Annotated in this window: 21 protein-coding genes and 1 pseudogene; 12 read left to right on the top strand and 10 right to left on the bottom strand. The window is 58.4% G+C overall.

Features of this window, described 5'->3' with window-relative positions; all coding sequences use genetic code 11:
• Window positions 1-367 precede the first annotated feature (367 nt).
• Window positions 368-1,468 carry an ATP-grasp domain-containing protein gene (locus tag XM38_RS19970; RefSeq protein WP_088430834.1) on the top strand — a complete coding sequence of 367 codons (1,101 nt, stop codon included), beginning with the start codon at window positions 368-370 and terminating at the stop codon, window positions 1,466-1,468.
• A 257-nt stretch (window positions 1,469-1,725) separates the two neighbouring features.
• Window positions 1,726-2,808 carry a hypothetical protein gene (locus XM38_RS19965; protein WP_088430832.1) on the top strand — a complete coding sequence of 361 codons (1,083 nt, stop codon included), beginning with the start codon at window positions 1,726-1,728 and terminating at the stop codon, window positions 2,806-2,808.
• Window positions 2,809-3,244: 436 nt separating this feature from the next.
• Here the strand turns inward: XM38_RS19965 and XM38_RS19960 are convergent, their stop codons facing one another.
• The 3 genes from XM38_RS19960 to XM38_RS19950 form a co-directional block, all read right to left on the bottom strand.
• On the bottom strand, window positions 3,245-4,036 hold the full coding sequence (locus XM38_RS19960) for a Uma2 family endonuclease (protein WP_080813860.1): 792 nt from the start codon (window positions 4,034-4,036) through the stop codon (window positions 3,245-3,247).
• Window positions 4,037-4,155: 119 nt separating this feature from the next.
• A complete protein-coding gene (locus tag XM38_RS19955; protein ID WP_080813862.1) occupies window positions 4,156-6,054 on the bottom strand; it encodes a serine/threonine-protein kinase in 1,899 nt (632 codons plus the stop codon).
• An 8-nt stretch (window positions 6,055-6,062) separates the two neighbouring features.
• Entirely contained in the window at window positions 6,063-6,311 is a 249-nt protein-coding gene (locus tag XM38_RS19950) for a Ycf34 family protein (protein ID WP_080813863.1), read from the bottom strand.
• A gap of 432 nt (window positions 6,312-6,743) precedes the next feature.
• Between XM38_RS19950 and XM38_RS19945 the strand changes: the two genes are divergently transcribed.
• The 5 genes from XM38_RS19945 to XM38_RS19925 all read left to right on the top strand — a co-directional run bounded on the left by XM38_RS19945 (window position 6,744) and on the right by XM38_RS19925 (window position 11,142).
• Window positions 6,744-8,072: a tRNA nucleotidyltransferase/poly(A) polymerase family protein gene (locus XM38_RS19945; protein ID WP_225889368.1), complete on the top strand. Its 1,329-nt coding sequence runs from the start codon at window positions 6,744-6,746 to the stop codon at window positions 8,070-8,072.
• Window positions 8,073-8,122: 50 nt separating this feature from the next.
• A complete protein-coding gene (locus XM38_RS19940; RefSeq protein WP_080813896.1) occupies window positions 8,123-8,971 on the top strand; it encodes a YaaW family protein in 849 nt (282 codons plus the stop codon).
• A gap of 16 nt (window positions 8,972-8,987) precedes the next feature.
• Window positions 8,988-9,647 (top strand): J domain-containing protein, encoded by a 660-nt coding sequence (locus XM38_RS19935; RefSeq protein ID WP_080813865.1) that lies wholly within the window; start codon window positions 8,988-8,990, stop codon window positions 9,645-9,647.
• Between the two features lie 41 nt (window positions 9,648-9,688).
• Window positions 9,689-9,961 (top strand): DUF3143 domain-containing protein, encoded by a 273-nt coding sequence (locus tag XM38_RS19930; protein WP_080813867.1) that lies wholly within the window; start codon window positions 9,689-9,691, stop codon window positions 9,959-9,961.
• A gap of 212 nt (window positions 9,962-10,173) precedes the next feature.
• Complete coding sequence (locus XM38_RS19925; protein WP_080813869.1) at window positions 10,174-11,142, top strand: aldo/keto reductase; 969 nt, start codon at window positions 10,174-10,176, stop codon at window positions 11,140-11,142.
• Window positions 11,143-11,189: 47 nt separating this feature from the next.
• Here the strand turns inward: XM38_RS19925 and XM38_RS19920 are convergent, their stop codons facing one another.
• Window positions 11,190-12,377, bottom strand: a complete 1,188-nt coding sequence (locus XM38_RS19920; protein ID WP_080813871.1) for a glycosyltransferase — start codon at window positions 12,375-12,377, stop codon at window positions 11,190-11,192.
• 80 nt (window positions 12,378-12,457) lie between these two features.
• Here XM38_RS19920 and shc point away from each other — a divergent pair, with 80 nt between their 5' ends.
• Entirely contained in the window at window positions 12,458-14,410 is a 1,953-nt protein-coding gene (shc, locus tag XM38_RS19915; RefSeq protein WP_088430830.1) for a squalene--hopene cyclase, read from the top strand.
• A 4-nt stretch (window positions 14,411-14,414) separates the two neighbouring features.
• Here shc and XM38_RS19910 read toward each other — a convergent pair whose 3' ends face one another.
• The 3 genes and pseudogenes from XM38_RS19910 to XM38_RS29155 all read right to left on the bottom strand — a co-directional run.
• Window positions 14,415-15,236, bottom strand: coding sequence for a squalene/phytoene synthase family protein (locus XM38_RS19910; protein ID WP_080813873.1), 822 nt, complete (start codon window positions 15,234-15,236; stop codon window positions 14,415-14,417).
• Between the two features lie 896 nt (window positions 15,237-16,132).
• Window positions 16,133-16,774: a sulfotransferase family protein gene (locus XM38_RS26520; RefSeq protein WP_202978930.1), complete on the bottom strand. Its 642-nt coding sequence runs from the start codon at window positions 16,772-16,774 to the stop codon at window positions 16,133-16,135.
• A 133-nt stretch (window positions 16,775-16,907) separates the two neighbouring features.
• Window positions 16,908-16,982, bottom strand: a pseudogene (locus XM38_RS29155) (hypothetical protein); the annotation flags it as partial.
• Between XM38_RS29155 and XM38_RS26515 the strand changes: the two are divergent.
• Entirely contained in the window at window positions 16,962-17,228 is a 267-nt protein-coding gene (locus XM38_RS26515; protein WP_202979084.1) for a hypothetical protein, read from the top strand. The pseudogene XM38_RS29155 and the gene XM38_RS26515 overlap by 21 nt on opposite strands.
• 113 nt (window positions 17,229-17,341) lie before the next feature.
• Window positions 17,342-18,358, top strand: coding sequence for an NAD-dependent epimerase/dehydratase family protein (locus XM38_RS19900; protein WP_088430828.1), 1,017 nt, complete (start codon window positions 17,342-17,344; stop codon window positions 18,356-18,358).
• On the opposite strand, the gene XM38_RS19895 is transcribed toward XM38_RS19900, so the two are convergent.
• Window positions 18,345-19,325, bottom strand: a complete 981-nt coding sequence (locus XM38_RS19895; protein WP_080813875.1) for a flippase-like domain-containing protein — start codon at window positions 19,323-19,325, stop codon at window positions 18,345-18,347. The two genes, XM38_RS19900 and XM38_RS19895, sit on opposite strands and share 14 nt — an antisense overlap.
• Window positions 19,326-19,382: 57 nt before the next feature.
• Window positions 19,383-20,042 (bottom strand): phosphorylase family protein, encoded by a 660-nt coding sequence (locus tag XM38_RS19890; RefSeq protein ID WP_137455186.1) that lies wholly within the window; start codon window positions 20,040-20,042, stop codon window positions 19,383-19,385.
• Window positions 20,043-20,125: 83 nt separating this feature from the next.
• Here XM38_RS19890 and XM38_RS19885 point away from each other — a divergent pair, with 83 nt between their 5' ends.
• Both XM38_RS19885 and hpnH read left to right on the top strand, forming a co-directional pair.
• Complete coding sequence (locus XM38_RS19885) at window positions 20,126-22,798, top strand: efflux RND transporter permease subunit (protein ID WP_088430822.1); 2,673 nt, start codon at window positions 20,126-20,128, stop codon at window positions 22,796-22,798.
• Window positions 22,799-22,942: 144 nt separating this feature from the next.
• Window positions 22,943-23,956 carry an adenosyl-hopene transferase HpnH gene (hpnH, locus tag XM38_RS19880; RefSeq protein ID WP_080813878.1) on the top strand — a complete coding sequence of 338 codons (1,014 nt, stop codon included), beginning with the start codon at window positions 22,943-22,945 and terminating at the stop codon, window positions 23,954-23,956.
• 52 nt (window positions 23,957-24,008) lie between these two features.
• On the opposite strand, the gene hemC is transcribed toward hpnH, so the two are convergent.
• Window positions 24,009-24,974, bottom strand: a complete 966-nt coding sequence (hemC, locus tag XM38_RS19875) for a hydroxymethylbilane synthase (RefSeq protein WP_088430820.1) — start codon at window positions 24,972-24,974, stop codon at window positions 24,009-24,011.
• Window positions 24,975-25,149 lie beyond the last annotated feature (175 nt).

Genomic DNA, 25,149 nt, shown 5'->3' with positions numbered 1-25,149 from the left:
TTCCTGACTGACTCCATGGCTATGCCCAACACGGGTACTGCCACCATCCTTACCGGGATGGTTTTTTGTTAGGAAATCCTGACTCTTGCAAGGAAAAGATTAATTTCCGCTGCCCTATTTTAGGGGCATGGTCATATGGTTACACACCATGTATGTCTAGCCATTATAGAGAGGAACCAAGTTAGCCATAGACCAATGGAGACGAGGTTGAGGCGAGTAGGAGTGATGGAATTTTGCCTAGTGGGGAGGCGTCGGGTCAGAGGAATCGCCATTTACTCTGAAGCATATTCTTCCTAAAAGCGTATTCCTTGTAACCAGTTTGGGTCAGTAACCCTCGATAAGCTCAACGAGTAATCTCTGAGTTTCCATGAAGATTTTTAACCACGATATCACCCTCAGTACTCACGATCAGGAGGCAGGCACTCACCTGTATTCGGGCCGAGCCTTGGGGCTTACCAACCCGGGGGATAAAATTCAAATGCATCCTGATCTGACTGCAGACTGGGATGCCATCGTGGCCCACTATGAGCAGGTGGGACTCGCTCACACCCACGACGTGATTTGGGATGTGGATATTACTCAGATGAGCCAGCATCCCGACCATGACATCTGTGTTTACTTCTTCGGCGATGCCGTTAACCGTCACGATACCCATCGCCAGTTTTTCCGGCAGTGGAATCCTCGCTGGTGCCAGGTGGTGGATTTTATTAACTCTAAAAACAACTTCATTTATCTGGCGGAAGAGCTCAATATCCCAGTACCTAAAACCCTGCGATTTGAGCACGTCGCTGCCGCCAGAGCCTGTGATACCTTGCCCCTGCCCTGCTATGTCAAACCCGCCGTCTCCGACCATGGCTTCGGCATCAGGCGGTGTCCTGATGAACAGGCTCTGGACCAGGCCTTTGAACACTTGGTAGACGACGAACCCCTGCAAATCCAAGCGGAAGTTCCCACCTCTACCTTCCTCAACTTGCAATATCAGGTGACGCCGGCAGGGGTGACGCCGTTGTTGGCGTCGGAGCAGATTCTGGATGGCTGTGTCCATGGGGGCAATCGTTACCCGACTGACTACGACCCCTGGGAAAAGATAGCGCCCTTTGCCGAGTGGATGGGGGAACATGGCATGAAGGGCATCTTTGCCGTCGATGTGGCGGTTGTGCCTGAGGCCGGCGGGATTCAGTACCTGGCCATCGAGTGCAACCCTCGCTTCAATGGGTCTTCCTATCCCACCCTGGTCGCCCAAAAGTTAAGGATTCCCCGCTGGAGCAGTGCCACTTACAAGACTCCGCCGCGCGCTCTGCGAGAGGTAGACCTCACCGATCTGGCCTTCGAACCAGCCACAGGTAAGGGAGTGATTTTGATTAATTGGGGCACGATTCAAGCCGGCAAGCTCTGTGTGCTGCTGGCTGGGTCCCCGGAAGAGCAGGCCGAGGTGGGCCAGGAGTTGCAGGCGCGGCTGCAAGCTTAAGAGCTATCGCCAACCCTCATGACCCTGGCGCAATTCCCGTCAGTTGGCTCCACCCCAATCAATAACTGGGGTTCAACCTCGGTGCTAGGACAATGGGTGTGGCTCAATCGCCGTATCCTTGGTAACAAAATTGGTAACCGCCTCCACCAGGGAGGGCGTCGAGGTTAGGGTGAGAAGACATCGGTGGGTCCAAGCCTCCCCTGAGCCTCGGGAGTCGTTGGGCCAGCCCCCTATTCGCAGATTAGGTACCCTACGCCATGTTGCATCATGTTGCCCCCCCTTTGCTCAGTGCCCTGTTATTGCTGTCCTGTGCCCCTCTGTCAGACGGCAATTCCACCCCGGTCGATCACCCGCCGACATCCTCGAGTCCCATGGCCACTCCCCTACCGCAGGTGCCCTCTGACCCTTTGCCAGATGCCGTCAGTACTGCGGTGAAGGCCGACCTGGCCGACCACCTTGGGGTGAGCGTCGAGCAGCTCAGCATCGGTCGCCATAGCCGCGAAACCTGGCCGGATGGTTGCCTGGGGCTGGGAGGCCCCAGTGAGATCTGCCTGGCCGCCCTGGTGGAAGGCTGGCAGGTGGAGGTGATTGACATGCGATCGCAGCAGAGCTATTTCTATCGCACCGACCTTAGCGGGCAGCAGGTACGGCGATCAGAGCTGGAGCACAATCTGCCCCTGTCGCTTCGCGATCGCATCTTTCAGGTGGCGGCAGCCCAGGGTTCTCAGCCCTCGGCCAGTCTGGAGGTCATCGATGCCCAGCCCCAGACCTGGAATGGCTGCTATGGCCTGGCCGCGGCCAATGAAGCCTGCCCAGAGATCGCCATCTTCGGCTGGCGGGCCATCATCAGCGACGGCAACCAATATTGGATCTACCACACCGATAACCTCGGCAACGAGATCCGCCTGAATGAGACCGCCAGCGGCGGTACCGCCCGGCCTAGCTTCCTAGCGCAACCAGACCCCAACGCCTTGGGAGACGAAACCGGCTTTCAGAGCACGATTCGCCAGGGTTCCGGGACCATCGAGACCTTCATGCTGGAGGCCGATGGCCGGGTGCGCTATCTGCGGCAACAGGACGGAGAGGTAATCGATCGCGCCGTTGCCAGCGTCAGCCAGGAACAGCTCAAGGCTTTCTGGCAATCCCTAGCCCAGGCCAATTTCCATCACTTCAGAGGCATTCGCTACCAAACTACCCCCGCCAATCCCGACGCCACCCTGGTCACCCTCACCAGCCGGGCTGGCTCCGTTGCCTACAGCGAGGCCAGCCTAGGTGGCCTGCCCCCGGCCCTGCAAGACATTGTGCAGCACTGGACGGCGATGACCCGCCAGCTAGAATAGGGCTATCAACTGCTCGGGACCGGTCTCTGACCCATCTCTGGCCAGCGCCAAACTACGCTGATTCTGGGACGCGGTTAGTTTTGGCCGGAACCCATAGCGTTTTCTTTGGGACGCAACCATTTTTGCCCGGGCCTACTCTATATCTACGCTGGCCCCATAGCTTTTTAGGCGGGACACAGTCATTTTTGCCCAGGACCCATAGATATTTAGGCGGGACACAGTCATTTTTTGCCGGTCCTACTCTATACCACCTGCCCCTTCTCCCCCAATTGCCCTAGCAGGGTTGCCACATCAATGACTGTCATCTGCAATATGCCTGAGGCGTGATGGCATACTCCTGGTGTTTGCAGGCTGCAGCCTAATCGATGATTAACGGGCTGCCTCATGGGTTAACAGAGGCTGGGGGATGCGATCGCGCCTATGGTTCCAGCCCCGGTTAGCCATCAAGACCATCGGGGTCGATCCCCAAGGCCCGCAGCCGGGCCTCCAGCCGCTCTGCCCGCTGTCGTTCTTGCTCCGCCCGCTGCCGTTCCTGCTCTGCCCGCTGCCGTTCCTGCTCCGCCTGCTCCTCGGGCGTTGGCAGCCAGTGATGCTCAGCATCGTACCATCGCAGCCAGGCTCCGGTCGTGCCTTGGTAATCCCCTTGCCATACCCCTAACCCTAACCCCAAAGGCTCAAACCAAAACCGCGCCTCTGGCAACGGCACTGCCTCATAGCGCACCCCCTGCAGCTCAAAGAGTTGAAATCGGTTCTGGTAGCGATCGAACACCCCGTAATAGGGAATACGCAAAATCTGCTCGTAAACCTGCCACTTACTAGGGGGTTGGTTTACCTCCCGCAGGCTTTGCCCCAAATCATCCGCCTCTGTGCCTGGAGACAGCAGCTCAATGGCTAAAAAGGGAGCAACCCCTTCCTGCCAAATGACATAGCTCCAACGCAGATCGGTTTGCTGCCGGGCTCGGCGCACTCCCAGGACCAGGAACCAATCGGGACGCTTATACCAGCGGGGATGCCGCACCTCGTAGTAGAGGTTGAGATCAGTACCGATAAAGACCTCATTTAGATCGTATAGATCGTAGGTGGCGGGACGACAGGTGTCCCGCAAAAGCTGGGGCTGCAGCAGATGAAATTCATCGGGCAAGCCTGGCTCCTCCGGATCTTCGCTGGGCAGATCATACATGGTGGGAAGCGTTTCGGAGGGGGGTTGAGGATAGTTGCTCTGGACCATAGGGGGATCTCGGTGAAGGGGCCTCTTACTTGGCAGTCTATCGGATCTCTCCAGCCTGCGACACGACTGAATGCCGCCCCTGGAAAGCCCCTAGAGACTATCTAACTAATACAAGGGTGTTAAGGGCTCTCGGCCGGCAAACACCAGATCCGCACCGTTTCGTCGGCACTGCTGCTGATCAGGGTGCGATTGTCAGGGGCAAATACGGCTGCTCGTACGGCCCAGTCATGGCGCAGAGTGGCCACACGCTGCTTCGTGGCAGCCGCCCAGACAAACAGCGTGCCATCGCCACTGCCGCTGGCCAGCCAGTGGCCATTGGGACTCAAACTCAGAGTCGTAACCGTATCCCGGTGCTCTCCCAGGAGCTGGGGCACCCAGGTCTGCAACTGCCAGGTCTGCAACTGCCCGGTGTGATTACCGCTGAACAAAACCCGCCGGTTGGCGTTGGCGGCCAAGCTAGTCACCGCCTGATCCACTGTCAGCGTGCGCAATAGCCATCCTTGGGGCAGTTGCCAGAGGCGGATGGTGCCATCCTCGCCGCTGCTGATCAGCTGATCCTGGGCGGCCAAGGTGAGGGCATTGACCCGATCTCGGTGGTGGGTCAGGGTGGCCCCCTGGCGATGGGCTACTAAATCCCATAGATGGATTTTGCCCTCTCCGGCGGCACTGATCAGCCAACGACCATCAGGGGTAATGGTCAAGACCATGGGCCCCCAATCAATCTGGGGTAAGGTTTCGATCAGGTCGCCACTGGCTAGGTCCCACCACTTAATGACTCCATCTTGGCTGCCGCTGAAGACACTATTGCCATCAGGATGAAACAGCACGGCCGTGACCGCATCCCGATGCCCCTCCCCAAACGGCCCCAACCGTTTGCCAAAGCGATACCAACTCTCTCCCTGATCCAGATCCCAAAGCTGGACAGTCTGATTAGCAGCCCCCGTGACCATGAGCCGCTGCTGGGGGCTGACTGCTAGGGTGTTGATCACCACCCCACTGGGGACCGTCAAGGTGCGACAAGAGACAGCCAGAGAAACAACATCCCGCCCAGACGGCTGCGAGCCAGACACCTGGACAGAGGTAGAGGACTGGCGCTGCCCTGGTAGAGAAGGTTGCGGACTGCGGTCTAGATCTGCCAACACGGCAGCGGCGGTGGCATAGCGTTCCCGCAGACCCCGGGCCAGCATCCGATCTAAAATTCTGGCTAATTTGAGGCTGACAGGCGACTGCACATAGGTGCGCCAGTGCCACCGCCCTTCGCTGACTGAGTAGAGTTCAAAGGGATGCAGTCCGGTCAGCAGGTGAATGCAGGTAACCCCAAGACTGTAGAGATCGCTGGCGAAGACTGCCTTCCCCAGCGCCTGTTCTGGGGCCACATAGGCGGCACTGCCGATGACCGTGCCCGTGCGCTCCCCCTGGGCAGCATCGCTGGCATACTTAGAGGCCCCGAAATCCACCAGGACTATCGGGCCACCGGAGCGGGGCGCAATCAGGTTGGTTGGCTTAATATCTCGATGGATGATCTGGTGTTGGTGGATATGCTGCAATACCGGCAAGATGTCTGCTAATAGGCGCCGCACCTGCCGTTCCCGAAAGGCTCCCGCTTGGGCTAGCACCTGGTCTAGGTGGCGACCCTCAATATAGTCCTGTACCAAAAATTGTCCCGTGGCCAAGTCGAAGAAATCTAACAAGGCTGGGATCTGAGGATGTTGACCCAACTGTTGCAATTGGGCGACCTCATGGCGAAAGCGCCGGGAAAGATCAGGGGGAGGCCCCGCGAGAACGCGCACGTCCACCCCCCCCGAGGCCGGCAGTAATTGCTTAATCACACAATGCTGGGGAGGGGTCTGGGCCTGGTCTAGGGCCAGCAAAGTCCGCCCGAATCCCCCCTGCCCAATGCACTCAATGGGACGATAGCGATCCCCTAACTCTAGGGGGTGGCCACAGGCCCGGCAAAACCGTCCCGTCTCTGGATTTTGGGGTTGAGGACAATGGATATTGAGGCAGAGGGTGGTCAAAATAGAGCCTAGGTGGGAACCAACTCACCCGGTCGCAGCTTGGACCATTTACCCATTTCCTCAGTGAAACTGTCGCAGCCGACAACATCCCACTCCATCTCAATGTCCTCGCCACGATGGCGAATGTTGACGTTGATAGTGGGTTCGATAGCCTCAAAGTCTGGGGCCTCGGTGAGGTGAGGCTGCTGATGTTGCGTCTCAACCGCGTGGTAGGTGATGCAGCGATCGACGTAATGGCAATTGACGCAAATGCACATGGCGAATATTCCTTGACCGACGGCTCTGTTGTCCCAGAGGACATTGAGATGGCATGACGATTCCCCGCAATCGCCATAGCACTTTGGGTGATGGTATGCTAGGTCGCTCCCTAGTCTAAATCGATGCTAACTGCCCTAAACAATCTAACCAGCGCTGTCGCTGGCGTCGCTAGGAGATGCTTTCTTGCTACTCTAGCTCAAGTCTCTCGAAACGGCCCAGGCCCCCGTAGCAAAATGAAAAACCACCTCTTTCCCAGCGCCTCCAACTCATTAGGTTCAAGCCCATTAGGTTCAAGGGATGCAGAAATTGGCTCAGACTGTTGACACAGGGGGACTAGCTGCCGTGTTCCCTGAGGGCCATTTTTGTCCGCCTGCGGCACAGATGCCAGTGACTGTTCTACCGTTGACTATAAGAGTTCGTTGAAGTACGTATTGCCTCAGTCTCCTCTTACCTTGACCGCTTCGGCCCTTTCTCCCAAGACTTGGCCCTTTGAGCTGTCTCTGCTGCCGGAGTCTGCCCATCTGGTCGGTGGTAGTGTGCGGGATGCTTTATTGGGGCGTCAAGCCGATTATTTAGACTTAGACTTTGTCTTATCCGCAAATGCAGTGGCTACAGCTGAAACGATTGCCCGGCACTATCAAGCGGGGTTCGTGGTGCTTGATGCCAAGCATCAGATTGCCCGGGTGGTGTTTGACAACGCCACCGTCGATTTTGCCCAGCAGGTGGGGCCGACGCTGATCACTGACTTACATCGGCGCGACTTTACCGTCAATGCCATTGCCTATCATCCCCACAGCGAGGCCCTGCTCGATCCCCTAGGGGGCTATGGCGATCTGCAGCAGCTTAGTCTGCGGATGATTGCCCCGGAAAATCTAAAAGATGATCCCTTGCGCTTACTGCGGGCCTATCGCCAGGCAGCTCAATTAGGATTTGCTCTGGATCCAGATACTCAGGAGACCATTCGCCAATTGGCTCCCTTAATCAAACAGGTGGCGGCGGAGCGAGTGCGAGGGGAACTGGATTGTCTGTTGAGTTCTGCTGCCGGCACGCCGCTATTGCAGATGGCTTGGCAAGATGGCCTGGTGCGCTATTGGTTGCCTGGGAGTAGTGAAACCGGATTAAGAATCGTTGATGCCATCGATCGGACGGCCCAGCACCTGCAGCAGACCTGGCCTCTCTATGGTCAGATACTAATGGGATGGCTGCGAGAACAGACGGTACCCGGGCTCCATCGCAGTTGGTTCAAGGCTGCTAAGCTCAGCCAACTCCTGCTGCCAGAACCGGCCATGGCGGAGGAAAATTTACGGCGCCTCAAGTATAGTCGGGTGGAGCAGCAGGCGGTGGTGGCTATTCTTAAAGGCTGGCATCTGTTAACTGAGATGTTGGTCCAGGGACTGTCTCCAGGGCAGCAATATTACTTCTTTAAGGGGGTCGGGGCGAGTTTTCCGGGGACGGCTATCGTCGCCTTGGCTCGGGGAGTGCCGATGGAGACTATGGCCCCGTTGATGCATCGTTATGTAGACCCCAGTGATCCTGTGGCCCATCCCAAGCCGCTGCTGACGGGGCGTGATTTGATGCAAGCCCTGCAATTGCAGCCTGGCCCTTGTATTGGTCAACTGCTGGAGGCGTTGCAATTGGCCCAGGCTCGGGGGCAGATCGATACTGCCCAGGCCGCGCTGGAATGGGCGGCGGATTGGCTGACGCGGCGATCGGCAGCGGCAGTGGGCCCAGGGAAGGGGGATGGCCACTCCCCTGGATAAAGTGTGTCAAAATAAGGGACAGCATGCCGACGCGCCCGATGGTAAGCGATGTGGATGAATTGAGAGCTGCCCTGGAATTAGCGACGGACGATGAATTGAAGGCCTTGATCGACCTCCTCTTTCGGCCGAAATTCAATCCCTTGGACTATGTCTACACCCCTAATCCGCTGGCGGTGCAGAGTTGCTCGCGCCAGGAGCAGATGGCGTTATTGGAGGAACGGTTTCGTTTCTTAGCGGCGGATGGGGTGACGACATTGCGTCGCCGCAGCCATCAGCTTAGCTATCGTCAAATCCTGCTACAGGTTTGCCGTCATCTCCAGGTGTCCTATGATCAGAGCCTATCCACGGCTGATTTAGAGGCGGAAGTGTTTCTCCATGGCATGGAGCGCACTTGGGAACGCTTGTCGCCCCAGGAGAAGGCGGTGCTGCAGCGACGGATGCGTCAAGAATTGGGGAATTCCCAGCAATTTCAGGCCCTACCCTTGCCATTGCAGCGCAATCCTATGGGGTTGTTAGTGAAGGGCAGTAGTGCCTTAGCGGTGAGTTCGGTGTTGCGCCCCTGGTTGTTGCAGCAACTGGCTCGACAGTTTGCCATCCACTTTGCTCAGTATCAAGTGGCGAAGCAGGCCCTGGTGCAGGGTGGTTTGACAGTGGCTAATCAGGTGCAGAGTCGGGCGGCATTGCAGCTAGCCTCCCGCGGCATGGCGGTGAATGCGGCTCGCTATGGCGCGGCTCGGACACTGCTGGCGTTTCTGGGGCCAGCCCTGTGGGCTTGGTTCGCAGCAGATTTGGGGTGGCGTGCGATCGCAACCAACTACGGCCGCATCATTCCAGTTGTCTTTGCCCTGGCTCAAATTCGCCTGACTCGGTCTCAGGAGTTAGAGCCAGCTTCCTGCTGACCTCACAGATAAGAGGATGCCGCAGCCAGTTCCAGCTCCCAAGACCTACTACGACACCCTGGGCGTGAAGTCAACCGCTTCCGTGCAGGATATTCGTCGTGCCTATCGCGATCTGAGCAAGCTCTATCATCCCGACACCACCGCCCTGCCAGCCACCGTGGCTACGGAGAAATTTCAGCGTCTGAATGAGGCCTACGCCACCCTCAGTAGCCCAGAGCGTCGGCTGGCCTACGATCAAAAAGTCGGTTATTCTCGGCTGCCAGTGATGCAAGCCCCCGCCCACCTCAATAAACCCGTTAGTCAGCGGCCGCCCGCCTATTCTAAAAGTGCCTACTTAGAGCCCACCGATCGGCCCCTGTCTGCCGGGGAAGTGTTTGCCCTGTTCATCCTGGGAGTGACTTTTGTGGCCTGCCTGGTGCTGGTGGTGGCCATTGGCGTTACCCAGGGGGAAATTGCGTTTACTCCCTTCTCTCCCCCGGCCGGCCCAGAGATAACCCATCCAGAAGCGGCAGCTCCGCCCCAGCGACAGGCCTCTCCAGAGCAACCCGAAGCTTCCCCATCTCCCCCACCGACTGCATCTGAAGGAGCTGCATCTGAGGGCACTGATCTCGAGTCGGATATTCCCAGGCCTCCATCCCGGCCTGATATGAGGTCGGTGTCTCCCCGCTGGTTGTAAGGGCCTGAACTGTCCATCGGTTACCTATACATCTCTTGCCCATGAACTTTCCCTCGGCTGATACTCCCCTCTATAACCACCCCTTGCCCGACATCGAGCAATGGTTACGGGAACAGGGCTGCCAGCAAGATGAATCGGCCTGCCATTGCTGGCATATCAAGCGGGATGATTGGCAGGCTGATCTGGTGCTGGAGATCGACTCCATCGTGGTCTGCTACATCGCAGCCGGGGAAGACGGTCGCGACATTCAACGCGTCTTCAAATATTCCCTCAGCCGCCAAGACTTAAATGAGGCGATCTTTTCCGGCCCGTAACCTGCCTCAATATCCCTTGTAGAGCCGTTCAGATCGGTAGAGATAGAGACGCCAAATCATCTGGATGGGCCATCCCCGGCATTGTAACGTTTTTTAACGTACCCTATAGCTAGGCAAGAGGATAGCCCGCATTCCCCTGCCATCGCCGGGGTGGGACTCCTCTGGTTGCCGTTTGACAGGATGGTTGTTCATAGGCAGTAGGAGCGTAATCCATGAGCATAGAGACAGCAGTGCAGACACTGCAGTTGGGGCCTAAGGGGCCTGTAGTGCCAGCCCTGGGGGTCGGCACCTGGTCTTGGGGGGATTCTCTGTTCTGGAGTTATGGCAAGGACTACGGCACCGAGCAGGTACAGGCTGCGTTTCAGGCCTCCCTCGATGCCGGTATCCAACTGTTCGACACAGCAGAAGTCTATGGACTAGGCAAATCAGAGGAGCTGCTGGGCAGATTTTTACAGACCACTGATCGCCCGGTTGCAGTGGCCACCAAGTATTTGCCCCTGCCCTGGCGATTGGGAACCGCCGCCGTAGCCGATGCCCTCACGGCCAGCCTCAAGCGCCTGCAATTGCCCACGGTGGCGCTTTATCAGGTTCATTGGCCCTTCGATTTCTTCATGGGGCAGCAGACCCTGATGCAAGCCCTGGCGGCGGAGGTGAAGCAAGGTCGCGCCCTGGCCGTGGGGGTGAGTAACTATTCGGCCCAGCAAATGCAGCAAGCCCACGACTATTTAGCTCAGTGGGACATCCCCCTGGCGGTGAATCAGGTGCAGTATTCACTGCTGCATCGCCAGATCGAAACCAATGGCGTGCTCGAGTTAGCGCGACAGCTGGGGGTAACGATTCTAGCCTATAGTCCCTTAGCCCAAGGACTGCTGACCGGTAAATACAGCCGTGACACCTATCAACCTCCCAAAGGGGCCCGTCGACTCGATCCCCGCTTTAGTCGCCAGGGGCTCGTGCGTATCGAGTTGGTGTTGAAAACGCTCCAGGAGATTGGTCGTCGCCACCAGCGCAGCCCAGCCCAGGTAGCCCTGAATTGGCTGATCACCCAGGGCAATGTGCTGCCGATTCCAGGTGCCAAGACGGGTGAACAGGCCAGCCAGAATGCCGGGGCGCTGGGCTGGTCCATGACCCCCGATGAATGGCAGCAGCTGAGCCAGGTGAGTCAGAGCTGGTTGGGCTAGAGTCCATAGCTGGCCTCAATGATCGCCATCGGCCTCAGGCAGTAGGGTCAGGAGCCAGAATATACCCGGCCTTTCCAGGCCCCGCCTTGACCCTGCCAGTGACGGCGGGCTGAGTCTAGGGTCATCAGGGTATACAGCAGGGCAATGGCCGGTAGAGCCAAGGACCAGATGGGAGAGAGTCGATAGAGTCGCAGGGTCGGCCGGTAGGCCAAGGCCATTACCCCCCAGGTGATAGCGGCCAGTAGCATCAGGATGCCGTGGCTGCTGAACAGGCCCCAAAGGAGCGCCAAGGGGGCCACGAGATAGATTAGGGTCATGCCTATCAGGCTGACGAATAGCCATAGGGGAGAGTAGTGCAACTGGGTGTAGGCGGTGCGAGCCACCATCTGCCAGATCGCCTGTAGGGAAGGATAGGGACGCAGACTATGAATCTGAGTGGTGAGCCCCAGCCAGATGCGGCCTTGACCGGGGGCCGCCGTCAACTTCACGGCTGCGGCCAAGGCACAGTCATCAATCAGGGCATTACACACCCTCTGCAGACCGCCGATGCGCTCTAGGGCTCGAGGCCGAATCAAAATACAGCCTCCTGCCGCCGCCGCCATGGCTCGGCTGGGATCATTGACCCAGGGAAATGGGTAAAGCTTCTGAAAGAAAAAGACGAAGGCGGGGATCAGGGCCTTTTCCCAGAAGCTCTGGCAGCGTAGCCGCACCATTAGGGAGGTGAGATCTAGCTCGTGCCGGTGGGCGTAGCGCACCAATTGCTGCAGACTGTGGCGATGGTGGTCGATGTCGGCATCGGTAAAGAGCAAATACGTGGGAGCGGCAGAGCCTTGCAGCGCCTGACGAACTCCTTGATCCATAGCCCAGAGTTTGCCACTCCAGCCCGGGGGCAGGGGTTGCCCCTTCAGAATAGTGAGTCGCTCTGTGGCCTCTAACTCGGCAGCCATACGCCGGGCGACAACGGTGGTGTTATCGCTACTATGGTCATCGATCAGGATGATTTTGAAAGGGCCGGGATAGACTTGCTGCAGCAGCGATCGCATCGTCGTAGGCAGCAGCTCGGCTTCGTTGCGGGCCGGAATAATGGCGCAGACTGCTGGATAGTCAGGCAACTCGGGCAGTTCTGCCAGCTCGGGTAGGCGCTGGTCGGCCCGCCAGAACTGCCCCCAGCCCAGTAGCAGCCCTAGCCAGATTAACAGCGACAGGGTAACCAGAATTAGCCCAAGGGTAGCCATGGTGATCGCGCAATATCGGGACAGCAGCAGCGAGGCAATTCCTCTATGATGCTCTAGGTAGCCAGCATACAGCCTTATTTATGCAAATTCAGCCTCGGATGACGTCGTCTCAGCTTGATTCTGCCATTGCCGCCAGTCAGGAGCATCTCCTGGCCCAACAGCATCCTGACGGCTACTGGGTGGCTGAGCTGGAATCCAATGTCACCATCACCGCTGAGATTATTCTTCTGCATAAGATCTGGGGCACTGACCAGGCCCGCCCTTTGGCCAAGGCAGCGGCCTATTTGCGATCGCAACAGCGGACCCACGGCGGCTGGGAGCTCTTCTATGGCGATGGCGGCGACCTCAGTACCTCCGTTGAAGCCTATCTAGCCCTGCGCTTACTGGGAGTTCCCGCCGCCGATCCGGCCCTGATCCAGGCTCGGGAGTTTATCCTGGCTCGGGGCGGCATCAGCCGCACCCGCATTTTCACCAAGTTTCATCTGGCCCTGGTGGGCTGCTATGACTGGCGCGGCCTGCCCTCCCTGCCCCCCTGGGTGATGCTGTTGGCCCGCCCCTTCCCCTTCACCATCTATGAACTATCTAGCTGGGCCCGCAGCAGTACCGTGCCCCTGTTAGTGGTCTTTGATCGCAAGCCGGTGTTTATGGTGGCCGATGGCCTATCCCTGGATGAACTCTACAGCGAAGGCCGGGATCAGGTGCGCTTTGCCTTACCCGCCAGTAATGACTGGAGCGATGTCTTCCTCTGGCTGGATAAGTTGTTCAAGCTAGGGGAAGCCTGGAACCTAGTCCCCTTTCGCGAACGGGGGCTGCGCCTGGCCGAAAACTGGATCATCGAACGTCAAGAAGCCAGTGGCGACTGGGGCGGCATTATTCCGGCCATGCTGAACTCTTTACTGGCCCTACGCTGCCTCGACTACGATGTGGCCGATCCCATCGTGCATCGGGGGCTGCAAGCTGTCGATAACTTCGCCCTGGAAACGCCAGAGCATTACTGGGTGCAGGCCTGCGTCTCCCCCGTATGGGATACGGCCCTGGTGGTGCGCTCCTTGGCAGATTCTGGCCTGCCCCCCGATCATCCGGCCCTGGTAAAAGGGGGCCAGTGGTTGCTGGCAAAGCAGATTCTGGACTACGGTGATTGGGCCGTGAAAAATCCCAAGGGCCAGCCCGGAGCCTGGGCTTTCGAATACGAGAATCGCGTCTATCCTGATGTGGATGACTCCGCCATGGTGGTGATGACCCTAGCGGCAGTCACTCTACCAGACGAGGCCCTGAAGCAGGCGGCCATAGCCCGGGCCATCAACTGGATTGCCACCATGCAGTGTCGCCCCGGGGGCTGGGCTGCCTTCGACATCGATAACGATCAAGCCTGGCTGAATCGCATCCCCTACGGCGACCTCAAGGCCATGATCGACCCTAACACTGCCGATGTTACCGCCCGCGTGTTAGAGATGGTAGGTACCCTCGCAGGTCCTGCTGGTCCAGGTGATCCTCGGCCCGCCGTGGGAGCCCTAAATGCTGACCGCATCCAGCGGGCCCTGGACTATCTGGTGCGGGAGCAGGACCCCGAGGGCTGTTGGTATGGCCGTTGGGGCGTTAATTACATCTACGGCACCAGTGGTGTCCTGGCTGCCTTGGCCTTGGTAGCTCCCCACCACCATCAGGCCATTCAACGGGGTGCCGACTGGCTAGTCCGCTGCCAAAACGACAATGGCGGCTGGGGAGAAACCTGCCGGAGCTATGTCGATGTCGGCTTGAAAGGGCAGGGGACTAGCACCGCCTCCCAAACCGCCTGGGCCCTGCTGGGCCTACTGGCGGCTGCCGAAGCCACTGGCCACTGGGCCGACACCGCTATCACTAGGGGCGTTGACTATCTAACCAGGACGCAACAGCCTGACGGCAGTTGGGATGAAGCCGAATTTACCGGCACCGGCTTTCCGGGCCACTTCTACATTCGCTATCACTTTTACCGGCAGCACTTCCCGCTAATGGCCCTGGGCCGCTATCGCCAGCTTAAGGGCCAGGCCGCCTAGAGAACTACCGGGGAACAGCCATCACCTTGCTGATCAGAGCCAGCACATCGCCACGGTTCAGCTTCTCTTTGCCCGCCGCTAGGGCATCTAAGGTGCCGTAGGCCAGGGCTAGGGGAATCTTGCAGAAGGTTAGGGCCGGACCCTTTGGCAACTCTGCCACGTAGGCATCGGCTAAGGCCAAATTTTGACGCGCATACTGGTGCATGTCTTCGGCAACCCAACCCTGGGGAAAGAAATCGACCCCCCGCTGGCGGTCTTCCAGATGGTTGCGCAAGATATTCACCGATTGCAGACCGCGGCCAAAGCCAATGGCATAGCTGCGGTTGGTTTGGGTGCCATCATGCCAGGCCCAAAGATCCGACAGCATCAGCCCCACAGCCCCGGCCACACTGAAAGTATATTGGTTGAGTTCTTCGTAGGTATTGATGCCCCAATTGCGGTCGGCCCAATAGGCCATGCGGTTAGCCATGGCCGCCGTGGCATCCCAAATTCGCGGGGCAATAGACGCGGGTGCCAACAGGGCCCAATCGCCAAGGCGCAGTGATACCTCATCTAGGTGGTGCTGATAGTGGGTTAGGCCGGCTGAGAAGTCTTGGGGACGGGAGCCCTCAAAGCCGCCTTGCAGACTGACACTGACCGTGCGCAGGAGTTCTGCCTTGACGGCGTTATCGAGCTCAGGATGGTCTTCAATCTCATCGATGGCCCGCATACACAGATAGGCGGCAGCTACTGCATCTTGAAGGCGCTCAGGCAGCAAGCTGATGGGAATATAGAAGGTACGACTCGTGCGTTTAAGCGTTTCCAGGGCCTCGTTATGCAGACTCATAACGTTGTCTCCTCACACATGAATAATCGAACACCGGAGGGTCTCTCGCTGCCAGGCCACCCTAAAGCGGCAGAGAATTACCGTTCAAAGCTTAAAGGAAGTGGCTAGCTGAAGCTTAAAGCAATCTGAGAGTTTATGGCTTACGAGTGGAGAATATCACTTGATTTCTTTAGCAATCGCGTCGGCAGCGTTACAAGTTGGAGCAGGAGGGCATTCTATGCCTGCTCTTCATCAATCTATTACTGAATCGCTCTATTACTCATATCAAGTCCGCTCATACACCCAAATGTCTTAGCCGGTATCGAACCCAACCCGTCATTCTCACTTCCGTAGGAATCCATGGTGGGAGAAGCACTTCAGGGTGGATCCCTGCGCCGGCGGGAATGGCCAAGCTCATGCTGACACCATGAATAAAACACGTGCCTCAGCGATCTAGCGGGTCTTGATTCGCGGTTCATCGGCCATATCTGTGAGGGGCGCTAGATCGGGTTGCATCGGTTAGGTGTAGTAGACCTCGATAAGACGACGCTTAATTGAGTAGCTCGGGGTACTCGCCCGGGGGAATTTCGCTTCCCCGGCACCCCCTCAACCAGGGCGAACCGTCGCCCTGGACCCTGCGGAAGAGCCTGTCGATTAGTCGTTATAGATCGCGTCGCATCGGCAGGGTAGCGAGGGGCTTTTTGCTTGGCTAGTAGACCAGAACCAAGACAGGGGTGAGCAGGCAAGAGAGTTTTAAATGACCAGTGTTGAGGGTAAACCCAATCATTACCGAGAGAACTCAAAACTCAACCCTTAAAATTCAACCCTTAAAATGCCTAAGCCCTGCGGACAGGCTGCGCTATCCCCATCACCCCATCCACCCATCACCCCATCACCCCATCCACCCATCTCCCCTCTCACTCCGCAGGCGGCTGATATCCCCAACGGTCTAGAAAGGGCTGCCAGTGGGTTTGTACCTGCTCTAAGGTTTCAGCGGTGAAGGTATAGCGGTTTTTGCGGTAGCCTTGGCGGGACTTGAGGTGGGCTATGAAGTGGGGGCGGGCCTGCTGAAAGCCGTCGAGTTGCAGTTGGCTGTAGCTGTGCTCTAGGTGAGTCAGGGGATCGGCCTCAAAGTCTTCGAAGCGCAATTCGACAAAGTCGTGTTCTGGCAGGGCGGCAGAGTCTTGCAGCAGGGAGGTCATCAGGCGGGGATAGGTGCTCAGGATGACTTGGTCAATGGGGACTGCGTCGCAGGACTGCAGGGCCAGTTCCTGCAGCAGTTTCTGATAGAAGTTGCGGGTGGATTGGAAGACGAGATAGGGATTGCGATAGATGTGGATGAATTTAGCCTGGGGCCAGAGGCGGCGCAGTTGAGCGATGCGCCCGGTATAGACGGGGTTTTTGATTAGCAGCTGCTGGTGGGGATGTTGGCGCTGCAGCTTGTCTAAGAAATGGGTGATGGCCCATTCCCAGCCCTTTATCTGCTGGGGAGAGCAGTGATCGAAGAATAAACCGGCCTCCAGGTTGCGTTGGAAGTGCCGGGGGAAAATACAGCCCATGGTAGAAAGACACCGACTGCATGTTGGCCAGGGCAATTTCGTCTTCCTGGGGGGCGTCGGGGGTAACCTGCACCTGGTCGATGAAGCGATCCTGGGGCAGGGCTTTTTCTAGCAGAGGCTGTAGCCGGGTGGCCAAGGTAAGAAAGTCCCAGGGCAATCCGGTGGCCAGGGGAGAAACGTAGGCAAATTGAGGAGCGCGGCTAAGCAGTTCGTAGAGAAAGGTGGTACCGCTGCGCCAGTGGCCCACGATGAAAACGGGAGCGGGCGCTGCGGGCGCTGCAGTGCGGCTGACCTGCCAGCGTTCATAGGTGGTAAAGGGCCAGCGCAGCAGGGTGGCGGCCATTGCGATCGCAAGGTGACCGGCAAAGCGGGGGGCGACACCGCCATGGCGGCGGAGCACCTGGACCAGGGTAGCCAGATTGCATCCCATCAACGGATGCAGGAGTCGGGGTGAGTGAGAGTGTCCCATGGAGGTTTGAAGTCGGGCTGTTGATAGTTGCGGTCTAGCCACCGACATGTCATTCTTCCCCTCAGAGTCTATCAGGCCGGGGGAATCCACTAGAGACTATGGGCAAGCGATGTCTGGTGACGGGAGGGTTGGGCTTTATCGGCCAGCATTTGGTGCGGCTGTTGCAGCAGCGGGGCCATACCATCCGCATTCTGGACTTGGATCGGCCCCAGCAGCCCCAACCAACCATTGACTATGTCCAGGCCTCCATCGTCGATGCCGAGCCGGTCACCCAGGCCATGGCCGACATAGACTGGGTGTTCCACCTGGCCGCCAATGCCGGCCTCTGGGCCCCGCGTAAACAAGATTTCTTGACCATTAATCAGCAGGGCACGCGCACCGTCATGGCCGCCGCCCAGGCCGCGGGGGTGGAGCGGGTCGTCCATACCTCCACCGAGTCGATTCTTAAGTGCGATCGCATCCCTGCCGACGGCCAAGAGACCGATGAGAGCATTCGGCTAGAGTTCGATGACATGGTCGGTCCCTACTGCCAGGGGAAATTTCTGGCCGAGCGAGAAGCACTGGCGGCAGCGGCCCGGGGATTGCCGGTGGTCATCGTCAACCCCACCATTCCCATCGGCCCTGGAGATCGCCGCCTGACGCCGCCCTCCCGGATGCTGCTGGGCTTCCTCAATGGCCGCTACCCAGCCTTCCTCAACAGCACCCTGAACCTGATCGACGCCCGCGACGTGGCCCTGGGCCATCTGCTAGCGGCCGAGAAGGGACAGGTGGGCGAACGGTATATCTTGGGCCAATACCAACCTGGAATTGCAGCAACTGCTGGGGCACCTGCAGCAGATTACGGAGCTCTCCATGCCCCAGCGGCAGATCCCCTATGGACTGGCCTATGCCATCAGTGTGGTGCAAGAATTTTGGGCCGATCATATTACCCATCGTCCCCCGGCGGCCCCCCTAACCGGGTACGGTTGGCCCGCAGTCCGCTGCGATTCAGCAGCCACAAGGCTCAGCAGCAGCTAGGGCTGACTTGCCGCCCCATCGAAGTATCCCTGGCCGATGCCGTACAGGATTATCAGGCTCGAGGACTGCTACGGCGGCCCCTACCTAAGGCTGTTTAGAGGAATTCCCGGTCAATAGCTGCCATCCCTCTTGCCACTGCCAGACCAACAGCCCCGGCATCCCTAACACCAACTCTCGAAACCGTTTACAGAGGGAGAGGGCCAGGGCCACTTGGGCGGTAACCCCAAGGCAGATCCCACCAGCACGATCCCCCCCCTCTTGGGCCCCCAAACCGCCAGGAATCACGAAGGCGGCAGAGCGAATCCCCTGGGCCAACCCCTCGATAATGACAGCCTCTAAGGGAGAGAGGTGATGGCCCAAACACCAGACGGCCAGCCAGACCTCTGCCGCCGAGAGCAACCGGAAGCCGACTCGCCAAGCGGTCGCTTGCAGCAACCGTCGCCGGCGCCCATAGAGGGCTGCTAGGGCAGTATCAATGGCCGCTCCCGCCTGTTGCAGGCGATCGGGGGAGGCGGCCACAAAGCGCTGGGCCACCCGGGCGAAGCGTTGAAACAGGCCACCCCGCTGCAGCCGATACACTCCCCAACTCACAGCTGCTATCACCAGGCCGGTGATGACAATGCTGAGATCCCAGCGCTGCTGAGTCAGGGAGGTCAACAACAGCATCGCCAACAAGCTGTACAGGGCTAGGGTGAAAATTTGCAGGGTTTGATCGGCAACCACACTGGCGACGGTGGGGCCAACCCCATGGCGCCGCCGCCGCAACAGTCGAATCCGGGCCAACTCACCACCGATTTGACCCACTGGTAATAACCAGTTGATGGCCAGACTGATCCAGGTGCCGTAGAGCAGCAGCGACCAGGGGGGATGGGCTTTAGGGGCGAATAGGGCATGCCAAGAGAGGGCGGCACAGCCGTAGGGCAGCAGGTAGAACAGGGGCAACAGCCAGAGGCTTGGCCCCGCCTGGCTAAATAACTGCTCCAGGGTCTCCAGCCCTTGCCAGAGAATCAGCCCGCTGAGCAGGGCCACCCCCATCAAGAGGCCTAAAATCGACAGTCGTTTCACGGTCGCCGGCCTGGTTGGGGCATCATCGGCATTGGTCGCAGGAAAAGAGCCATGGGTTTAGTCGCGAACCACGTGAGTCATCAGCCGTTGCAGCACCGCCAACCCCGTCAAGGAGCCACGAATCAGACGCCCAGCGGCCAGGGGGTGGCCCAGGCAGGCTAAGGTCAGGGGCCAGGGACGTAACCGTCCATCTGAGGCCAGGGCTGCCTCTAGGTTCGGTAGCCTCTGGCGACAGTCGTCACTAATCACCCGGATCATAGCCACCGGTTGAGCAGAGAGCGCTGCCAGGATGGCGGCCCCTTCCATATCCACGACATCGGCGGCGAAGCGTCGGTGCAATTGTTGTTTTTCTGGGGGAACAGTAATCACCCGTTCGCTGGTGAAGCCGCGACCCAGGATAGCCCCAGGCAGTTGCTGGACCAGATGGTCGGTCAGGGTGCGATCGCATCGTTGCCGGCGCTCCTTACCCGTCAGGCTATCGACACAGTCACGATAGATGACCACATCTCCGACCCGGTACTGGGGCCTGAGACCGCCTCCTAGGCCCACCATCAATGTCGGCCCTAACTTGGATTCCTGCATCAACCTGGTTTTCACCCCCTTGGGACCCAAAGGCACCGCCACTACCCGCGGCGGATGCTTTATCTGCCGGAGACCGCGACAGACACTGCGGTATTCTGCTCCCTGGGGCACCAAAATCGTCTTAATGCGTGACACAAAATAAGGCAAGCTAGTCTAGGTCATGTTCCACTCTACCGCCCCAACCATGACGATACCCCCCGCTGGTAGCGGTTGACTCTATGCAAAAGGGCCTATTCAGTCCAGCACTGCGGCACCATCTCAATATTTCTCGCTTAGCCATTCGCTTTCCTTGGCTGACCATTGGCTTCTGGATTGCCGTTACTGTAGCCGGTCTATTCGCCTTTGGCTCCCTTAAATATGCCCTGTTTCCCGACATCACCTTTCCAGTGGTGGTGGTGACTGCCAATGGTCCCTTCGAGACGGCCCTGGTCACAGAGGCGGAGCTGACGACTCCTCTGGAAGGTCAGCTGCAATCCCTGGAGGATCTCCAGGAAATTCGGTCGGTCTCTTACCCAGGACGGGCCGTGGTCAATCTCTCCTTCAAGGTGGGGCGACAGTTGACGGCCGCCAGTGAGGCGGTCGAGGCTGAATTAGATGCCTTAGACCTACCGACGGGTGCCAGCTATCAGATGACGCCGCTGAATTTGAATGAATCGGCGGTGGTTAGTTATGCCATTACCGACGACGGTCGTTCTCTGCAGGAGTTGGCGACCGTCGCAGAGGCCGACATCGCCCCTGCGATCGCAACCATTGCCGGCGTCTCCCGCGTCGATATCCTAGGCCAGGCCCAACCCCCGACCCCCGACACTGACGCCGCCATCGCACAGCTCCCTACCCTGATCCAGTTCAACGGCGACCAAGCCCTGGCCCTGCGGATAATCAAACAGGCCCAGGCCAATACCCTAGAGGTGGTCCGACAAGTCGAGCAGCAAGTCGAACAACTCCGGACTCAATATCCGCAGCTGCAACTCACCCAGGCCGCCACCCAGGCCGACTATATCCAAGAGGCCGTCCAAGCCACCATTGATTCTCTGATACTGGCCATTCTCATTGCCGTCGGCGTGATCTTTTTATTTCTACGAAACTGGCGGGCCACCCTGATCACCGCCCTGGCCATTCCCATTTCTCTGCTGGGCACCGCCATCGTCATGGCCAGCTACCAGTTCAACCTAGAGACCATCACCCTGCTGGCTCTAGCCCTGGTCATCGGCATCATCGTCGACGACGCCATCGTCGAGGTAGAAAATATCGTGCGCCACATCGACGAGGGCAATTCTCCGCGCCGGGCCGCCCTATTAGCGACCCAGGAAATCGGCCTGACTGTATCCGCTGCCACCCTCACCATCGTCGCCGTCTTTCTACCCGTGGCCCTGATGGAAGGAACCGTGGGGCAATTCTTCAAGCCCTTCGGCCTCACCGTCTCCGCCGCCGTCTTAATCTCCCTGCTGATTGCCCGCACCCTATCGCCCGTATTGTCGGTCTACTGGCTCAGGCCCCATCGCGATTCCTCCCACCCCGATGATGCCCCAGAGGCCTCTAGGATTGATGGCCTCAGCCTGGGCTATCGCCACCTGCTGGCCTGGTCCTTGCAGCATCGCTGGATCATCGTGGGCCTGGCCTTACTGAGCCTAGGGGCAGGAGTAACCCTAATTCCCTTGATTCCCCAGGGCTTTATCCCCCAGCTGGACCGAGGAGAATTCAATGTCGTCGTCACCACCGCCCTGCCCTCCCAAGACACTCCTACAGGCGCCAACCGCGGCGATTTCCCCACAGCCTCAGATCGACTCACCGCCGCAACCGATGGTCGGGCCTTCCTGTTAGAGGCCACCCAACGCACCATCACCGACTTGGCAGCCGCCGCGCTAGCCACCACTGAGGTAGACACCGTCTTCACCACCATTGGCGATCGCGGTACCCCCAACCGCGCCCTGCTGTATGTGCGGCTGCGAGACGACCGGGAAGCGACCACCGCCGAGGTGCAAGCGGTCATGCGGGCGACTCTGCCGGTACCCGAGGGCAGCCAAGTCAGCGTCGAGGCGATTCCCTTCGTCGACACCGGTGGCGAGAAACCGCTGCAAATCGCCCTGCTGGGCAGTGATATCGAGGCGTTGCAGGTAACAACCCAGGCCATTAAAGCCGATATCGTTGAATTATCCGGCTTTGTCGATGTCAATGCCACCGGCGACGACACCACCGACGGTGAGATTGGTCAGATTGACCATCTCGACGGTCAGCGGGTTGCTTACATCAACGCCAACCTGGCCCCTGACCTAGCCCTGGGAGATGCCACCCAAAAGGTGGTCTCCCTGGCGACTCCCCAATTGCCCGCCGGTGTAGACCTGGATCTGGGCAGCGACTCGGCCCGAGCCGGCAGCGTCTTACGGAGTTTCCTTCAGATCTTGGCCCTGGCCATCCTCTGCATGCTGCTGGTGCTGATGCTACCCTTCGGTCGTCTGTTGGAGCCGCTGGTGGTGGTGCTGTCGTTGCCCCTATCCCTAGTAGGGGCCACCCTAGCCCTGCTGATCACCGGCAGCGAATTTGGCATGATTTCCTTAATCGGCCTGTTGTTCTTGCTGGGCCTGCTGGATAAAAATGCCCTGTTACTGCTGGACTACATCAACCAGCTGCGGCGCGACGGCTTAGCGCGCACCGAGGCCATCCTTAAAACGGGTATGGTGCGGCTGCGCCCGATTCTGATGACGACGGCATCGACCATTCTGGGCATGCTGCCCATCGCCATCGGTTGGGGAGCCGGGGCTGAACTGCGTCAGCCCATGGCCGTGGCCATCATCGGCGGTCTCTTTACGTCGGCTCTGCTCAGCCTGATCGTGGTGCCGGTGCTGTACACACTGCTGGAGGATAGTTGGCGCTGGCTGCGGTGGCGTGCCTAGGACTAACGACTGAATATTGCCCATATCCCTATAGTTTCTCAGGGCTATCTCACGTCTACTCCCCATTCCCCCGTTACCATGTAACCTATGACGTCACCGCATCAACCAACGGGGCGTCTGGTTGACGTGAGGGGTGAATACGCTATGGCCATTCATTTACAACAAGCCCTTGCCGTAGGGCAATATCTGGTTCGCCAACGGCTGCGGGGACGTAAGCGGTTTCCTCTAGTGTTGATGCTGGAACCGCTGTTTCGCTGTAACCTAGCTTGCTCCGGCTGTGGCAAAATCCAGCATCCCAAAGAAATCCTCAAGCAGCATCTGTCCCCAGACGAGTGCTTTGCTGCTGTGGAGGAATGCGGTGCCCCGGTGGTGTCGATTCCTGGGGGAGAACCCTTACTACATCCGCAAATCGACGAGATTGTGACAGGTCTAGTACAACGGCGCAAGTTTATCTACCTCTGTACCAATGGGATTTTGCTCGAGAAGAGCTTACATAAGTTCGAACCCTCGCCTTACCTCACCTTCAGCATTCATCTCGATGGCTTGAAAGAGCTGCATGACCACTGCGTTGATCGCCAGGGCGTCTTCGATATTGCCATTAGCGCCATTCGCGCCGCTAAAGCCTGTGGCTTCCGAGTCACAACCAATACCACCGTGTTTGATGGCACCGATCCCAAGGAAATTCAGGCACTGTTCGACTTTCTCAGCGACGTCGGCGTCGATGGCATGATGGTCTCGCCAGGCTATAGTTACGAGTGGGCCCCCGACCAGGAACACTTCCTGCAGCGGGAGCATACCAAAGCCCTATTTCGGGAAATTCTGGCCCCCTTCAAAGCGGGCGAAAAGAATTGGGATTTCAACCACAATCCCTTGTTTCTCGACTTTTTAACTGGGGAGAAGGAGTATGCCTGCACCCCCTGGGGCAGCCCCAGCTATAGCGTACTGGGCTGGCAAAAGCCTTGCTATCTCATGAATGAAGGCCATTACAGTACCTTCAAGCAACTGATTGAGGAAACCGATTGGGAGAACTACGGTCACCAGAGCGGTAATCCCAAGTGTGCCGACTGCATGGTGCACTGCGGCTACGAACCTACCGCGGCCATGGATGCCCTACAACCGCAGAACATGGGCCGCGCGCTCACGAGCTTATTTAGTTAGGGCGTAGCCGCATAGGAGGGGCCAGCACCTATGCTGGTCCTACCGATAAGGCTTAGCGATGGGCCCAGGTAATCTCATCTAGAATGGCTTGGGCCCCCTGACTGCGGAGGGCTTTCGCCAATCGGGTGCCCATGGCTTCAGCCTCCGCCGTGGGTCCAGACACCTTGTCCTTCACCAGGGTTTGACCATCCAGACTGGCCACGACACCAGTTAGAGTCAGCTGCTCCCCTTCGATGACCGTGTTCACGCCGATGGGGACCTGGCAGCCGCCCTCTAATTCCCGCAAGAAAGCCCGCTCAGCTAAGCAGCGAGATTTGGTGGGAGGATGCTCCAAGGCTTGTAAAAGATCCAAGATTTCCCCATCTCCCTGGCGGCACTCAATCCCCAGGGCCCCTTGACCGACGGCGTGGAGAGAAACGTCAGAGGGCAGCACTTGATGGATGCGAGCGGCCATATCTAGGCGCTGCAACCCGGCCACTGCCAGAATGATGGCGTCGTATTGACCGTCATCCAGCTTGCGCAGGCGGGTGTTGAGGTTGCCGCGAATGTCTTTGAAGGTGAAGTGGGGGTAGTGGTGCCGCAGTTGCGCTAACCGCCTTAAGGATGATGTCCCGATAATTGAGCCAGCAGGTAGGGTTTCCAGCTGCTTATCTAAATGCCTTTCATGGACAACCAAGGCATCGGCCGGATTTTCCCGCTCGGTGACGCAGCCCAGCATCAGCCCGTCTGGCAACCGCGTCGGTAAGTCTTTCAGGGAATGGACGGCAAAATCGATCTGCCCTTGCAGCATGGAGTTTTCCAGTTCTTGGGTGAATAGTCCCTTATCCCCAATTTTGGAGAGGGAGACATCCAGCACTTTATCGCCTTGGGTCTCCATGGTTCTCACTTCGAAGGTGAGATGGGGAAACTGGTGCTGCAACTGTTCTTGCACCCAGTAGGTTTGAACCAGGGCAAGCTGACTCTTGCGGGAACCGATGCAAATGGTGCGGGTGGCGGTAGACGGAACAGTGGCAGACATAGTCAATCGTGTATGGAAGGCAGACCAATGGGCTGGCAAGTCCGCGACAGGATAAATTGCCGGATCTTTAGATTACCGTACTCTGGTCCCATTCCTAGGGCTGCAACCTCTGGGATACCTGAGGCGTCTACCGATAGAGGCTATGATTTGTGGTGACGATTGGCAATAGGGCAGG

The sequence above is a fragment of the Halomicronema hongdechloris C2206 genome (assembly GCF_002075285.3).
In the GTDB taxonomy this organism is placed as follows: Bacteria; Cyanobacteriota; Cyanobacteriia; order Phormidesmidales; family Phormidesmidaceae; genus Halomicronema_B; species Halomicronema_B hongdechloris.
Note: the sequence above shows the minus strand (reverse complement) of the source record. Positions and strands in the feature narration are given on the sequence as shown.

What these genes read in the sequence shown, in the direction of transcription:
- XM38_RS19970 (WP_088430834.1), top strand. Translation starts at nt 368, where the DNA reads ATGAAGATTTTTAACCACGATATCACCCTCAGTACTCACGATCAGGAG.
- shc (WP_088430830.1), top strand. Translation starts at nt 12,458, where the DNA reads ATGCAAATTCAGCCTCGGATGACGTCGTCTCAGCTTGATTCTGCCATT.
- hemC (WP_088430820.1), bottom strand. Translation starts at nt 24,974, where the DNA reads ATGTCTGCCACTGTTCCGTCTACCGCCACCCGCACCATTTGCATCGGT.
- XM38_RS26520 (WP_202978930.1), bottom strand. Translation starts at nt 16,774, where the DNA reads ATGGGCTGTATTTTCCCCCGGCACTTCCAACGCAACCTGGAGGCCGGT.
- XM38_RS19885 (WP_088430822.1), top strand. Translation starts at nt 20,126, where the DNA reads ATGCAAAAGGGCCTATTCAGTCCAGCACTGCGGCACCATCTCAATATT.
- XM38_RS19900 (WP_088430828.1), top strand. Translation starts at nt 17,342, where the DNA reads ATGGGCAAGCGATGTCTGGTGACGGGAGGGTTGGGCTTTATCGGCCAG.
- XM38_RS19960 (WP_080813860.1), bottom strand. Translation starts at nt 4,036, where the DNA reads ATGGTCCAGAGCAACTATCCTCAACCCCCCTCCGAAACGCTTCCCACC.
- XM38_RS19910 (WP_080813873.1), bottom strand. Translation starts at nt 15,236, where the DNA reads ATGAGTCTGCATAACGAGGCCCTGGAAACGCTTAAACGCACGAGTCGT.
- XM38_RS19925 (WP_080813869.1), top strand. Translation starts at nt 10,174, where the DNA reads ATGAGCATAGAGACAGCAGTGCAGACACTGCAGTTGGGGCCTAAGGGG.
- XM38_RS19920 (WP_080813871.1), bottom strand. Translation starts at nt 12,377, where the DNA reads ATGGCTACCCTTGGGCTAATTCTGGTTACCCTGTCGCTGTTAATCTGG.
- XM38_RS19965 (WP_088430832.1), top strand. Translation starts at nt 1,726, where the DNA reads ATGTTGCATCATGTTGCCCCCCCTTTGCTCAGTGCCCTGTTATTGCTG.
- hpnH (WP_080813878.1), top strand. Translation starts at nt 22,943, where the DNA reads ATGGCCATTCATTTACAACAAGCCCTTGCCGTAGGGCAATATCTGGTT.
- XM38_RS19930 (WP_080813867.1), top strand. Translation starts at nt 9,689, where the DNA reads ATGAACTTTCCCTCGGCTGATACTCCCCTCTATAACCACCCCTTGCCC.
- XM38_RS19935 (WP_080813865.1), top strand. Translation starts at nt 8,988, where the DNA reads ATGCCGCAGCCAGTTCCAGCTCCCAAGACCTACTACGACACCCTGGGC.
- XM38_RS19950 (WP_080813863.1), bottom strand. Translation starts at nt 6,311, where the DNA reads ATGTGCATTTGCGTCAATTGCCATTACGTCGATCGCTGCATCACCTAC.